This window comes from Providencia sp. PROV_01, assembly GCF_053098325.1.
Genome location: NZ_JBRFKD010000002.1, coordinates 1,225,570 through 1,240,150 on the forward strand (window position 1 = coordinate 1,225,570; position 14,581 = coordinate 1,240,150).

Annotated in this window: 14 protein-coding genes; 9 read left to right on the top strand and 5 right to left on the bottom strand. The window is 39.1% G+C overall.

All coding sequences use genetic code 11. From position 1 onward, the window contains the following. The first annotated feature begins 177 nt into the window (after nt 1–177). The 4 genes from hpaR to ACU696_RS06195 all read left to right on the top strand — a co-directional run bounded on the left by hpaR (nt 178) and on the right by ACU696_RS06195 (nt 4,428). Nucleotides 178–633: a homoprotocatechuate degradation operon regulator HpaR gene (gene hpaR / locus ACU696_RS06180; RefSeq protein ID WP_004905292.1), complete on the top strand. Its 456-nt coding sequence runs from the start codon at nt 178–180 to the stop codon at nt 631–633. A gap of 974 nt (nt 634–1,607) precedes the next feature. Continuing rightward, complete coding sequence (locus ACU696_RS06185) at nt 1,608–2,444, top strand: colicin-like bacteriocin tRNase domain-containing protein (RefSeq protein ID WP_209102221.1); 837 nt, start codon at nt 1,608–1,610, stop codon at nt 2,442–2,444. Between the two features lie 155 nt (nt 2,445–2,599). Beyond that, nucleotides 2,600–3,826 (top strand): hypothetical protein, encoded by a 1,227-nt coding sequence (locus tag ACU696_RS06190; protein WP_336298647.1) that lies wholly within the window; start codon nt 2,600–2,602, stop codon nt 3,824–3,826. Beyond that, nucleotides 3,823–4,428: a hypothetical protein gene (locus ACU696_RS06195; protein WP_123382472.1), complete on the top strand. Its 606-nt coding sequence runs from the start codon at nt 3,823–3,825 to the stop codon at nt 4,426–4,428. The genes ACU696_RS06190 and ACU696_RS06195 overlap by 4 nt, the downstream gene beginning before the upstream one ends. Before the next feature lie 138 nt (nt 4,429–4,566). Here ACU696_RS06195 and ACU696_RS06200 read toward each other — a convergent pair whose 3' ends face one another. The 4 genes from ACU696_RS06200 to ACU696_RS06215 form a co-directional block, all read right to left on the bottom strand. After that, nucleotides 4,567–6,573 carry a BCCT family transporter gene (locus tag ACU696_RS06200; RefSeq protein ID WP_004914264.1) on the bottom strand — a complete coding sequence of 669 codons (2,007 nt, stop codon included), beginning with the start codon at nt 6,571–6,573 and terminating at the stop codon, nt 4,567–4,569. Between the two features lie 418 nt (nt 6,574–6,991). Next, nucleotides 6,992–7,258 (bottom strand): DksA/TraR family C4-type zinc finger protein, encoded by a 267-nt coding sequence (locus tag ACU696_RS06205; RefSeq protein ID WP_109911943.1) that lies wholly within the window; start codon nt 7,256–7,258, stop codon nt 6,992–6,994. Nucleotides 7,259–7,332: 74 nt separating this feature from the next. Further along, nucleotides 7,333–7,770, bottom strand: coding sequence for a GNAT family N-acetyltransferase (locus ACU696_RS06210; protein WP_209102219.1), 438 nt, complete (start codon nt 7,768–7,770; stop codon nt 7,333–7,335). Between the two features lie 145 nt (nt 7,771–7,915). Continuing rightward, entirely contained in the window at nt 7,916–8,239 is a 324-nt protein-coding gene (locus tag ACU696_RS06215; protein WP_004914251.1) for a hypothetical protein, read from the bottom strand. A 305-nt stretch (nt 8,240–8,544) separates the two neighbouring features. On the opposite strand from ACU696_RS06215, the gene ACU696_RS06220 reads away from it, so the two are divergent. Further along, on the top strand, nt 8,545–9,231 hold the full coding sequence (locus tag ACU696_RS06220; RefSeq protein ID WP_004914249.1) for a DUF421 domain-containing protein: 687 nt from the start codon (nt 8,545–8,547) through the stop codon (nt 9,229–9,231). Between the two features lie 49 nt (nt 9,232–9,280). On the opposite strand, the gene cptA is transcribed toward ACU696_RS06220, so the two are convergent. Further along, complete coding sequence (cptA, locus tag ACU696_RS06225; protein WP_109911944.1) at nt 9,281–10,990, bottom strand: phosphoethanolamine transferase CptA; 1,710 nt, start codon at nt 10,988–10,990, stop codon at nt 9,281–9,283. Between the two features lie 452 nt (nt 10,991–11,442). Here cptA and ACU696_RS06230 point away from each other — a divergent pair, with 452 nt between their 5' ends. The 4 genes from ACU696_RS06230 to ACU696_RS06245 all read left to right on the top strand — a co-directional run bounded on the left by ACU696_RS06230 (nt 11,443) and on the right by ACU696_RS06245 (nt 14,389). Then, nucleotides 11,443–12,621, top strand: a complete 1,179-nt coding sequence (locus tag ACU696_RS06230; protein WP_004914242.1) for an ion channel — start codon at nt 11,443–11,445, stop codon at nt 12,619–12,621. A gap of 32 nt (nt 12,622–12,653) precedes the next feature. After that, nucleotides 12,654–13,286 (top strand): cytochrome c biogenesis heme-transporting ATPase CcmA, encoded by a 633-nt coding sequence (ccmA, locus tag ACU696_RS06235; RefSeq protein ID WP_004914240.1) that lies wholly within the window; start codon nt 12,654–12,656, stop codon nt 13,284–13,286. Further along, on the top strand, nt 13,271–13,936 hold the full coding sequence (gene ccmB, locus ACU696_RS06240; RefSeq protein WP_004914238.1) for a heme exporter protein CcmB: 666 nt from the start codon (nt 13,271–13,273) through the stop codon (nt 13,934–13,936). Before ccmA ends, ccmB begins: the two co-directional genes overlap by 16 nt. Before the next feature lie 150 nt (nt 13,937–14,086). Then, nucleotides 14,087–14,389, top strand: coding sequence for a hemagglutinin repeat-containing protein (locus ACU696_RS06245; RefSeq protein ID WP_247602663.1), 303 nt, complete (start codon nt 14,087–14,089; stop codon nt 14,387–14,389). The last annotated feature ends 192 nt before the right edge of the window (nt 14,390–14,581 follow it).

Sequence of the window (14,581 nt, forward strand, 5' to 3'; positions counted from 1 at the left end):
CTTTGAGATTGTTATTTGACCGTGCTACTCTTAAATAAGGCAAACTGGTGATGTGAAAGCTCATAGTTATGGTATGTGATTTCATCAAAGTACAGGGCCAACAAAGCGAAATGGCAACTGCCATAAAATGCCAAAATTGGGTTAAGTAACGTTAATTAAGTGGTGAGTTTTAATCTTATGCATGAATCATTGACAATTGCATTATTGCAGGCAAGAGAAACCGCAATGGGTTTTTTCCGGCCGATATTAAAGTCGTATAATTTGACTGAACAGCAATGGCGTATCATTCGAGTTTTAGCTGATAAGCGTTCAATTGATTTTCATGAATTATCAGTTCAAACCTGTATTCTGCGCCCAAGTTTAACGGGGATCCTAACCCGTATGGAGCGCGAAGGTTTAATTTTCCGCTTAAAACCGTTGAATGACCAACGTAAATTATATGTCTCTTTGACACCTGCAGGGCAAGAGCTCTATGACAAAGCACGGCAGGAAGTGGAAGAAGGCTATCAAAAAATAGAGCTGGCATTTTCACCAGAGAAAATGCAGCAATTAACTGCGTTGTTGGATGAGCTAATCGCTTTAGAGAGTCCAGATTATAGTAATATCGCTGCTGATAAGAGAAAGAGCGCCTAAATTTTCGTCATATTTCGAGCTCTAGCTGTGTTGGCTTCTTTCGGCTATTTGGGTCATATATTGATGTATGCTCCCCAAACTATCCTCAATTGCCGCCTTGCTAGAGTTCGAACTATTTAGAAATTTAATCATTGGCCATATTTCGGTTATTTGGGTTACATACGTGAGATGAATAAGCGGAAAAGTGCCTAAATTTTCGTCATATTTCGAGCTCTAGCTGTGTTGGCTTCTTTCGGTTATTTGGGTCACATACTGATGTATGCTCATCTGACTATCTTCAATTGCTGCTCCTACAATTCGAATTATTTAGAGTATAGTTATCACTTGAATAATTCCCTTTCCCTGTAGATTCACTGCAATCGAACTTTACTTATACTCATTAGATAAACGCTAAATTCCCCACTGTCATATCCTTTTTTGCAATTGTGAAATTACCTGTAGGGCTACTTGTGACAAAGTCTTCAGCAAAATTATTTTCTAATAAAATCAATCGATTGATTTTCAGTGTGTAATATTAAATATTATCTTTAATGAAGTATTAACCGAAATAATGGAATGAAATAAACACAAAAAACCGTATTAAACAGGAAAGTGTTCAATTTTAGTCATAGTGAATATTTTTTATCTAAAAACAGTTAATGAGAATAAGTTACATTACTATTAACTGACTGTTAATGACAAAAACTTAAACAACATGACAAATAATCAAATTATATGGCGTTTATTATATTTACCGTTATTCATGATTTCGCCTTATGGCTACACAGAAAATCAATTGCTACCTTCTGCAGGATGATTTATTTCATGAAGAGTGGATGAGGGAGCAGGAAAGCGAAGGTAAAAAGTAATGCAAACAAAAATAATATTCATTAGTATTTTTTCTTATTCATGAATTAGGTTTATATTTAATTTAACTTAACTGTGTATTTACACAGTGCCATGAAACGGATTCTTAATAAAAAAAGGAAATTTTTATGGGTGTACATGCTTCAGATGGTTCAGGATGGAGTTCTGAGAATGATCCGTACGGTGGAAATGATAACAGCGGAAAAGGCACTGGTCCGGAAGGTAATGGGGATGGCGGTAACTCAGGCGGTGGAGGGAATGGTTCATCGGTGAATTTCAGCAAAACGCCGGAAAAACAAGCTATTGCCTCAGCCATGTTAATGACGATTCCGTCCCAAATAGCGATAGTTGAGGGAACGTGGGGTATTACAATTAATACGACTGCACTCACTTCGCCTTTTGCCCGTTTGGCTGGGTTATTGGAGAGTAGCTTACCGATGGCTGGTCGTTTAACTGCCGTTGGTGCTTTACTTACACCTACCCCTATTGCTTTAGATACAATGGACCCTGCTTTTCGGGAACATCAGCAACAATTAGCCAATTTAGTCGCTAATCAGAAATTACAGAGTCAAACATATTCATTAACGGCTCTTCCTGTCAGCATCGTGACAGATATGCCCGTTAAAGATATTTCTCGTCAAAAAACAGTGCCGGCTAAGGTTGTGGTTGAACAGGTTGTTTCGCCAGAAAAGAATAAAGTTACGCCCGCAATGACTAAAAACCCGCAACAGGTCAATGTTGTTCAAGCTAAAAAAACTGGGCGACCAGGTGTATATTCTGTTGAAATTGCACCAGGTAAACCGGCATTACAGATTGAAATGACGGATAAAAAGCCGAGTGCATCGTTTAAAACACCATCTTATGACAATGTTAAGCCAGAATCGGTTATTCCGAGTGTAACGTCTGAGACATATCAGGGGATTGTTGATTTTGGTGGCGACCAAGCGGGGGAAATGTACGGTTAGAGTCGGTTAAAACGAATTATCGAAAACAGTCAGGGAAAACATATGAAGAGTTATATCGCCAAATTGGCACTGAAATTAACAGTGGTAAAACGCTGACCATTTTGTCTGAGGGGAGCATTCTTTTCCAAGCGTCTCGTCTCATTGCCAAAGGCGCGATGGATATTGCGGCAAAAGGTGGGTATCTCTATGCCCAAGCCATGGAGGAAAGCAGTTACTTCGAAGAGTATAAAAAGAAATGCAATAGATGGACGCTTTGTATCACGAAAAAGGAAGTGAGAAAAACACGCAGTGATAAAACCAATAAAGTCACTGAATTTACCGCAGGTGGTGATATTAACCTATATGCCAAGGATGATGTCACCTTAGAAGCCACCAAAATTAATACGGGCAAGAATGCCAAAATCACCAGTCAAACCGGTAAGGTGAATTTTAAGGCTGTCAAAAACTCGCAATTTGAACAGGTGATTACAAATTCTAACGGGTTTTATATTACACAGCGCAATAAAGGGTATACCTCAGATAAATGGATTCTACCCAGCCTTCATATTGGTGGCAAGTTGACGGTTGATGCGAATAAAGGGATCACTGCGGATGTCAAAACCAAAGAAGGACAGTCATTCGAGCAGGCGCTAGCCATATTAAGTCGCACTCCGGGGTATGAGTGGCTCGGGGACGTTAAAAATAACAAAAACATCAATTGGGCTGTTGTAAAAGATGCTTATAGCCAGTGGGATATAAAAACTGAAAGCCTTAATCCAGTCGTAGGTGCTGTGATTGCCATTGCTGTAGCGGCTGCTACTTATGGAACCTCTACAGCCGCTGGCTTTAAGGTTGTAGCGAACTCTGAGGAGGCACTTAAATCATTAAAAAATGCAATACCAACTACCTCAAAGGAGTTATTAACATCTGGCAAACTTAATACCTCTAAATTAATCCCCATCATAGAAAAAGAGCAATTACATGCCTCTGCGACTAACAAATTGGTTGCGGAAATTAATAGACTCCCGTCTAAGACGCAGGCTGCAAATACAGCCACCATGATAGGTGCATATGATCCTGTAACGGGGAAGATAGCTATTGGATACAGCGATGGTAAAATTTCAGCTGAAATGCTGAACAAGGACACTGTAATTTATGTTGAGAAAAAACTTGGTGTTAAAATAGCTGAATATACAACATTTTGTAAAAATAAAGTGGGCGCCTGTGCTGAGGTATCAGCAGCAGACTCGTTGATCCGCCAAGGAGTTAAGCCAGAAAATATCCGATTTACCCAAGCGGTCAGGCCTAGAGAGGTTTGGGGAAAAGATACAATTTCGCTAAAAGCAATAAAAGAAACATGTGACAATTGCCTAGTTACATGGCCAACAGGAGTAGATAGATGAGTATGTTAGATATTAATTGGAAACCTAGCTTTGGTTCGGTTTTTACTTGGTTTGCCATGGATAAAAACGGAAAAATTGCAGTCATGATTAATAATGGTTTTGGTGATTTACCTAAATCGTTATTGGCGATTAATAATGTTACAGAGCTTTTGAATGATTTAAATGAATACATGTGGGAAGAATCAGCAACCTTTGTAAATTATCCCCTCAATAAAGGTGGCTCAGCTATTTTAGATTTATATTCATCATGTCTTTATCGACATCTATCTTCGAAAAAAGAAGTTGAAGAGTGCATAGAAAATGAGTTAATGACTTCGGGACATTACAGTGATACTAATCTGACAGTCAATAAAGGTTTTTTTATTTATCAAGCGATAGAAGGCAATAACCCTGGAGATGATTACCCTGTCGGCTATGAAGGTGAAACTAAGATGGGGGATTATTTTCGTTATTTGATGCCGACTATTTATGCTTCAATTGAAGACTTTCCTGAAGAATTGCGCCATGGAATTGCGATATCTGATACTATTGATTTCACAAAAGATAGGCTACTGGATAACGATAAAATTAGTGAGTATTTTCCGCGTATGTACCATGACTAAGGTTATGGGCTATTAAGCGAAAAAATAAAACAAGGCAAAGCTAGGAAATAATCATAAATAACCGCCATCTTTACGTAACGATGGCGGTTACTACTGTGTAAACTTCAGTCTTTAATATTCAATCTCACTCTTTTTGGGCTACTTACCCAACAAGTGTAAAAAGTGAATATGTTTTTCGTACTGATCAAGAATATCGTGAATGATCTGCTCTTTTGCCCAGCCCATCACATCGTAGTCTTGCCCACCTTCTTTTAAGTGAATTTCAGCGCGGTAGTAGCGTTGTTCTTCACTCTTTTCATCATCACTTTCTGTGCCCATACCCGCTAAGGCAAAAGAGGGCTGAATATAGTAACGGAGGCGAACTTCGTATAAAAAGTTCATATCGTCGCCTAAATCGACCTCAAAACCTATTCGGTCATCTTTGTCAGTATGGATATGGCATACAGTACCTTGTTTGGCCAGTTCTTCCGATACCATTTCCATTGATGGCTTCACAGATTCTTCCATAAAGCGTTTAACATGCGCGCGTTTAGGGAAATATACGATGTTACGTAAACGCCTTTGCCATGGAATAGGGTTACGACTGGCGGTTGGGGCGATGGTCGCTAATTGCTGGCTATCGCGTTTATACGCATCAACTCGAAGTGCTTTAAATAACCCATAAATAGAGGCCAATAACACCATCGCAAACGGTAGCGCACTGGCTATTGTCAGTGTTTGCAAGGCTTGCAAACCACCAGCTAACAGCATGGTAATGGCAACGACACCCATTAACCCAGCCCAAAAAATACGCTGCCAAATTGGGGTATTTGAGTCACCACCAGAGGCTAGGGTATCAACGACCATAGCGCCTGAATCTGCTGAAGTAACAAAGAATACAATTACCATCAACATAGCAAAAAAGGAGAGCACAGAAGAAAATGGGAAGTAATTAAGAAACTCAAATAAAGCGAGAGACACATCAGCTTGTACCGTATCTGCTAATAGTGTTGCGCCTTTATTTTTGATTAAATCTATCGCCGTGTTACCAAAGAACGTCATCCACATCAATGTGAACCCTGCAGGGACGAATAATACGCCCATGACAAATTCACGGATGGTGCGGCCGCGGGAGATACGTGCAATAAACATCCCGACAAATGGTGACCATGATAACCACCAACCCCAATACAGTAAGGTCCAACCCCCTAACCAGCCACTGGACTTAGGTTCATACGCATATAAATTAAAGGTTTTAGTGACGATCTCTGATAGATAACCCCCCGTATTTTCAACGAAAGATTTAAGCAGAAGTACTGTTGGCCCTAAAGCAACAATAAGTACCAGTAATAAGAAAGCAAGGCCAAGGTTGAGTTCAGATAAAATACGGATACCTTTATCAAGGCCCGAAACCACAGAAAGTGTCGCTAAACCCGTAAAGGTGATAATTAAGATCACCTGCACAGTTTCATTCACAGGCCAACCAAACAAATGGTTTAAACCTGCGTTTACTTGTAGCACACCGAACCCGAGAGAAGTGGCAACACCAAATACGGTACCGACAACGGCAAAGACATCAACCGCATGACCAATAGGGCCATAAATTCGCTCACCAATAATGGGGTAAAGGGCTGAACGTAATGTCAGAGGGAGGCCATGACGATAGCTAAAAAACGCTAAAATTAACGCGACAATGGCATAGATAGCCCAAGCATGTAGCCCCCAGTGGAAGAACGTTAAGCGCATAGCTTCTTTAGCGGCTTCAACCGTTTGTGCTTCACCGACGGGCGGGTTGAGGTAGTGCATGACAGGCTCAGCAACCCCAAAGAACATTAAGCCGATCCCCATACCCGCGGAGAACAACATCGCAAACCATGATACATAGCTAAAATTTGGTAGGGCATGATCTGGCCCCAATTTTATTTGCCCGTAACGGGAGAGTCCCAGATAAGTCACACTCAAAAGAATAATAGCGACAGCAAGAATGTAGAACCAACTTGCGTTATTAAATAAATTTTGTTGAAGATGACTTAGATGAGATTCTGCGACTTCTGGCATCAAAGCGGCAAAGCCAACGATAACCAAAATAATAATGGCAGAGCTATAAAACACAGGGGGACTAATTTTAGAACGAACTTTTTTAGAATCAGTAGCAATTTGACTCATAACAACCTTCTTTTGTTTTATTTTATTTTTGGCATACCGAAATTGACAAAGTATGCAACGCGCTGTCCTTCTTAATGAAACAATGAATAATTGCGAAAAGGTTCCCTAAGGAAACAAGATAGAAAGAACAATAATATGGTGTTGATGACAGGCTAAACTGCCTAAAGTAGTAATGAAATCCGAGTCTTTGCCACCTTCATAAGTTAAAAAATAGGCGGTTATACTGCCATGATATAGATGAATGATCAACAAAAGTGGGAAATAAGATTAAATAAGGGATGAAAATATCATGTTAATTATCATTAAATTAATAGTTAATGATGCACTATTTACATGTTTTACCAATAAGTTAACGCAAATACGTGAAAGTAAGTGCTAGGTAAGTAAAAAGCACAGATAAATTGGGATGAAAATGTAACTAACGTAATTGGCTATCCTTACTGCCACGTCGATTATAACCACTAAATGCAGATTGTTTTTTATCTAATTCATTTTGGCAGTTAATACAGAATTTAACGCCGGGCAATGCTAAGCGGCGGGCTTCAGGAATGGCTTCACCACACTCCTCACAAAACTCGGCGCTTTCACCGGAGTGTAATTGCCGTCGCGCTTTCGCTACCGCATCATCAAGAGTGGCATCAATTTGTTCTTGAACGGCATCTTCATTTGCCCAACCATTTGCCATTATTCACCTCTATTTGATTGAATCTTGACCTTCTATCAATATAGGGACGAGAGAATTTAATTCAAGGGCAATTATTACTCTAAAGATAATGTCATGTAAATGTGGTTCATTCCGTCCTCATCATACATTTCACCTTCAGTTTGATACCCAAGGGTATGGTAAAAATCAATGGCCGTATGTTGTGCTGAAAGAGCAATTCTAGGGTAATGGTGGGAGCGACCATATTGTTCTACAAATTTCATTAGTTCACGTCCAAGCCCTTTGCCGCGGTGTGGCTTTTGTACTGCGACACGACCAACTTTGATGAGAGTGTCTTCAAGTAGTACGCAGCGTAATACAGCTGCTGGCTGATCATTTAAATACAAAACTACATGTAATGCGGATTCATCATATTCATCGACATCGATATCAGCGGGGAACCCCTGCTCTTGAGTAAAAACTTGTTGGCGCAGGCTGAAAGCATCGGTAAGGAGTTCTGGGTTTGCGTACCCAATACTGTGTTTAATTTGCATTAGTTTTCCTAGTTGCTAATGAATAAGAAGTGTAATTATATCGTGGAATGGCGAACTAGTTAGGCGGGTTTTGTTGTTTTTTTTGGCACCAAATAAGAATGCAGGCATTTAAAGCCCACATTCTTGAAGAGAACTGAGGAGGAAATTATTTTTTATCAGTTTCAGCGTCATTTTCTGCTTTGAGCGATTCCGTTTTTTCTTTCATATCGGTTGCCACTTCATCGGCTTTATTAATCGCATCTGTTTTGACTTCTTGGCTTAGCTCTGACGCGTTTTGTTTCAACTCTTCAGCTTTATTTTGCGCATCTTTAGTTAGCTCATTGGCTTTTTGTTCACCATCTTCTTTTAATTGCTGGGCTTTTTCTTCTGCTTGTTTAACGGTATCACTTGGTTTGGATGAGTCATCACAACCAGCGATAACAGTAACAAGACCCGCGAAAAGAAGTGAAGTGATGAGTTTTATATTCATAAACATATCCTTAGCACGATGTAGGTAAAAACATTATTAAAGCCCGATATTGGCATGATTGCCAATGTGTATATTTAACTATAGTTGAAATTAAGAGTATTATAAAACAAATATATAACATGATGAAATATAAAGATATTTTTCGAATTTGGATTTGGGTTGAAACCTATTTTTTGGGAAAATAATCGTTTGTTCCATGCTATAGCGTTATAAAAAGTAGATAATCAAGCTAAACTGTTCGAAACTTAATAGTTAAATAAATAATGAAAACAAATGTATGTTTTAGATAACAAAGGAATAGCAATATGGCGTACTATTATTCGTTGATTATTTTAAAGTTTATTATCGGTTTTGCCATTGTTATCACTCATATGAACCTATCGGGAAAAACGCAGCTTTCTCAAATGACTCCTATTGATTTCATTGGTAATTTCGTCTTAGGGGGCATTATTGGCGGGGTGATTTACAGTGATACTATCCCATTGTACCAGTATGTGACTATTTTAATTATTGGTGTTTTGTTTATTAGCTTTTTAAACTTTTTAACAAAAAGATTTAATTTTTTTCGTAATGTGGCGATTGGTAATCCCATACCCATTATTAAAAAAGGCCAATTTATAATGGAAAACATTTTAGAGAAATCCAATAAGATAGACCTTATCAATATTTCATCTCGAATTCATGCGCAAGGAATCCACTCTTTTCAAGAAATTTATTATGCACAAATAGAGCCCGATGGGCAGTTAACTATTATTTGCGATGAAAAAAATATGCCATCAGTGATCCTGATAAAAGAAGGGGTTATTAGAAGCTATGGTTTGGAGTCCATCGAAAGAGATGAAAGCTGGTTAATGCAGCAAATTGAATTACAAGGCATTGAATCAATAAATGATATTTTCTTGGCTGAATTTTGGCGCGGTGAAGTCACGTTTATTTTGCGAGATGGTAAAATAAACCGCAAAAATGCACAGCATCTAAAAGTCATTGCTTAAATGAATAGGTCGGTGAAATACAAAAAATATTTCACCGACAGGGGCTTAATTACTTTTTCAAATCATCATAGAGCATTAATGAAGATTTATTATCTGGGTCACCAATATAACGAGGCTGAGGCTTAAATGACTCATTAAACAGGCTTTTTTCAGGTTCAAATCCAGTATAATTTAAACCTGCTAAATCAGACCATGCATAGATAAAGTCCATATTACTGAACGGTCGAGTTGTTTTATCATTCAAATCAAATTGATGAGTTGATAACCACTCGGGTGATTGCCAAACTAGGAAAGGCACATTATAAATGACCTTACTCGGCTTACCTTCACTACGCCCTAACATTTCATGAGGTGGGGTATCATAAACATCTTCACCGTGGTCCGAGAAAAATACCAAAAAACCATTTTCTTTTGAAGAATCAAAGTCTTTGATTAATGTTGAAACAACATAGTCATTATAATGTTGTGCGTTATCATACGCATTATAATCTTTTACTTCATCCTCATTTAAATTAGCGGGAACTACGCTATCTTTGTCTTTGAAAATAGCTTTATCTTCAGGATAGCGGAATTCATAGCGCATATGAGTCCCTAACAGATGAACAACGATAAATTTCTTTTCAGCAGGGTCTGCAAGTGCTTCTTTGAATGGAGAAAAAACCACGTCATCATAAATACGTGAGCTTTGAGCCATATCATTATTCAAATAATATTGCTTATCTGTTTGGCGAGAAAATGCGGTTAATAAGGTATTACGTTCAGTCATTGTCTGCTGGTTGGTGATCCAAAACGTTTTAAAGCCCGCTTGCTTCATCATATTCATGATAGAAGGGCGTGAATTGAACAATTCAGGTTCAGTTTGTGTCGCAAACGTCAGAATTTGCTGTAGCGCTTCAATGGTATAAGGTCGTGATGTCACAACATCATTGAATACTGATAAGTTGTTAGGATAATCCCTTGCAAGTTCTTCTAACTCAGGCGTGGTTGGGCGTGAATAACCATACAGGCTCATTCTATCGCGGCTGGTGGATTCACCAATCACTAATACAAATGTACGTGGAGTATCACCGTTTGCATCGACGAAGTTTTCTAGTGGCGGAATTTTACTGTTGTCACGGATTAGCTCTTCCATGTTTGCCAACTGGTTTTTATATAAAAAGTAACCGCTAACAAATTGCCATGGTGCAGCATAGGCGAGTTTACTATTCAAATAAGACGCAACATTAGCCATTGGTCGGTCTTGTTTTATCCCTTTGTTATAATAAGGAATTCCGAATAAAATAACTAAAATCAGTAATGAAATACCAATTCGCCCTGATTTGGGTAATGTGACAGGTTTTAGACGCGTCCAAAGGAAAATTGCCACGACAGTATAGGCGAGTATGACGCCTAGGACTTTGAAGCTAAAATATTGCTTAAGAAATTCACCAGCTTCATTGGTATTAGTTTCAAACATGACGAACATGACACTTTGCGATATTTGGTGGCCATAAACCACAAAATAGGCGAGTGCGACAACAGAGGATAGCCAAAGAACAATACCTATCACCCCAGCAACTAATTTGATTCTTTTTGGGAACAATAAAGCAGGAATTAGCCAAAGGGAGCTATAAAGTAGTGAGTCTCTAAGGCCAATGGAGTTACTTTGCCCTGTTACGAGCACATACAGCTGTAATAACGATGAAAAATACCAAAAGTAGATTAGTAACCAGAACAGAGAGGTCCAGCTAAACTTTTCCGAGTGTGTAGTGTTACTCATAGGTTTTTAAACTCTTGTTTTCTATTATTGTTAAGTCGAATTGAAAAATAATTGAGAAATCGATTTTTAGATATGAAGATGTAATTTAAGTTCCCCATACTCGTCATCTTTCAAGATGCAGGGGTGTTAACTGTACTCCGCTCGCCAAGTCACATAGTTTACCTATGCTCCTTGCCTATCGTCATTTGTCGCCTACCTGCCTCTCGAAATATTTAGAGTATGAATCGGCATCTTTCAAGATGCAGGGGGTTAACTGCACTTCTGAGCCAAGTTACAGCTCGAAACTGTTTCTATGATATTGCATTATAGACAATGTTTTATACGTTGATACTAAAACAGTAAAATCTTGAATTATTGTTTAATAATATTTCATTCAGTTGATATTATCTTTTAACCTATTTATGGTGTATAAAAATTTGACCAACATTATCAATAAAGGGTGAGAGCAACTTATGTTAGACAACTCATTTGTGGCTTTTTTGAAATCATCCTTATCAATCAGGGTGCTGCTCTCATTATTAATTATTATTGATGGCACAATGATTCTAAAGCCTGTGTTAAGTGCTTATACCGACTATATTGATTGGCGTGAGTCTGGGCTGACACAGTGGTTGAAATCACTCGGTTTTATGAAACTGCTGGATATTCCTCGTTTTCTATTGGGGATTTCGCTTATCTTCCTATCGCTATTTATGGTTAATGGAGCCCGTATCGCCTGGGTGTTCTCATTATTTTTACTTGGAATTATTTCATTTGTTGATTTGAGGTTAGCGCAAGAAAACATTCACCAAGGTTATTTCTCGCTCTTTTTATTAATTGCATTGTGTGTGTTTTGGAAGCTATATCATCATCATAGCTTAACTAGTGCAGGGTTTGTGGCGATCACGTGTATTATCGCATTGTTGCTTTACTCCATTTTTGGCACTTTATACATTGGTAATGAATTTTCGCCAGTGGTTAAAGATGGCACTACGGCCTTTTATTTTGCTTTAGTATGCATGACGACGGTCGGGTTTGGTGACATTGTACCGGTCACCGTGGATGCGCGTGTGTTCACGGTGACAGTGATTATTTTAGGGATCACAATTTTTACCACTTCAGTGGTTTATATTGTTGGGGTGTTAGCAAAAGGCACGAAAGAAATTGTGCGTAAGAGGTTTTCTTATATGAAAAATCATTATGTGGTGATTGGTAGCACACCGATGGCCGTCAATGTTTATCAAGGGCTGAAAAAACGAGAGCTACCTGTAGCCGTGATTTGCCAAGAAAACCATCGTAGCCATTATCCAGAAAAAGATAACATTGTAACGGGCGACCCCACCAGTTCGGAATTGCTAGCAGCAGCAAACGTAAAACATGCTAAGTGCGTACTGGTGATGACGGATAGCGATTCGCTCAGCACTTTTGCCCTATTGGGCGTGAAAGAACAAGCGGGTGTTGAGGGCACGGTGAAAACCGTGGTGTTAATTAATCAAGAAAGTAATATGGATAAAGTTCGCTTACTTAAACCTGATATGTTGTTTTCATTATCGACCTTAGGTTCAGAGGTTTTGATGCAAGTGCTTTGCGGTGAAGCAATATCGAGTGACTCTATTAGTGATATGCTGTTGAACAAAGTTGCAAAAAGCTAACCTCAAAATAAAAACAACAGGAATTGTGCTTCATGCTAAGTGCTCAACAAGTGAGTTGCCATCGGCAAAATAGGGTGTTATTCCATCAACTTGATTTTATTGTGCAGCCCAGTGAAATCTTACAAGTTGAAGGGCCTAATGGAGCGGGAAAAACAACCCTGCTACGTATGATGGCTGGGTTATTAAAACCTGATGAAGGTGCGGTCTGTTGGAATAATCAATCGATTGATAAGCTAAAAGAAGAATTCACTCGCCATTTACTTTATTTAGGCCACAAACCTGCGGTTAAATCGTTACTGACACCTTATGAAAACCTCAAGTTTTATTATCAAATGCACCATAAAGGGCATGAAGGCGAGCGGATTTGGTCTGCTTTAGAGGAAGTTTCATTAATCGGTTATGAAGATATTCCTGTTAGCCAACTTTCTGCAGGGCAACAACGGCGCGTTAATTTAGCCAGGCTATGGCTAAGCGAAGCCCCTCTGTGGATACTTGATGAGCCTTTCACCGCAATTGATGTGGCGGGAGTCGCTCGTTTAACAGAACGTTTTCATCAGCATGCAGAGCAGGGGGGGATTATTTTGTTTACCTCTCACCAAGCGATGTCAGGGCAATTTGGTTCACTAAAACTGACGGGTGGGGTTGAATCATGTTTTGGTTATTAATTAAACGGGAGCTTAAAATTGCTTTCCGAGGTTTTTCTGAGCTCGTTAACCCGTTGTGGTTTTTCTTAATTGTTATCACATTATTTCCGCTTAGTATCGGTCCTGAGCCTCAATTATTAGCGCGTATTGCCGTTGGGGTATTTTGGGTCGCGGCTATTTTGTCTTCACTATTATCACTAGAGCGTTTATTTAAGGATGACTATCTTGATGGCTCCCTTGAGCAATTGTTACTTGCGCCACATCCTTTATTTATAACCGTATTTGCTAAGGTGATCGCCCACTGGCTAGTAACTGGGTTGCCATTGATCTTGTTATCTCCGGTTGCGGCATTAATGTTGTCTTTTAGTGCAGACACGCTATTGGTGTTGGCGGGTACTTTATTACTAGGGACGCCGGTATTAAGTTTTATTGGCGCGATTGGTGCGGCATTAACGGTTTCCTTAAAAAAAGGCGGGGTTTTAGTTAGTCTGCTCGTTTTGCCGCTTTATATTCCAGTGCTTATTTATGCAACGGGTACGATGGAGGCACATAGCTTTAAAATGCCTCTCGATGGCTATTTTGCCATTCTTGCCGCGTTATTTGCAGCGAGCATTACCTTTTCTCCTCTCGCTATCGCCGCTGCATTGAAACTGAATATAAGTAATAGTTAGATATTTTTCCTTTCACAGAATATAAGGGCAAAGTAAAACTGCCCTTGAGGTTGTTGACAAAGCGGGATAAAGCGTATTTTTTCCCGCTTTGTGTTATCAGCCGAAAATCAATAAATTGTTTTTCCTTGTTTATTTTCTAGTCTTGGCGAACTGGCTTTAAACACAACGACCGTTATTAATCAACTTTCAGGTGAGATCAGTGGACAAAATACCCGGATAACTGCCAAAAATGATATTAACCTGACCAGTGCGACGAATACGCAAACGGTGGGTGGCAAAAATGAAAGTAAAGGTGGCTCAATCGGTGCGGGTATCAGTACAGGCGGTTGGAATGTCAATGTGAGTGTGAATAAAGGCAGCGGATTTGAAAAGAGTGACAGCCAGTTTTATACCGACACAGAAGTGACCGCTGGCATTCACGCCCAGCTCGATGGTGCGGTCATTAGCAGTTAGGCAAACAAATCACGGATATTGCGGGACGGATGCAAGTCTTAGAAAATACTGGGACTTGCATTAATAAACTTATCTCTCACCAGCCAAATAGCAAATTAGAAATTTGGGTGTTAAGTGATTTTGTAATAAATTTCTAGTTAAAATAAAATCTGTTTGGATATTATTAAAAATAAAGGAAAAAATTTATTCTTT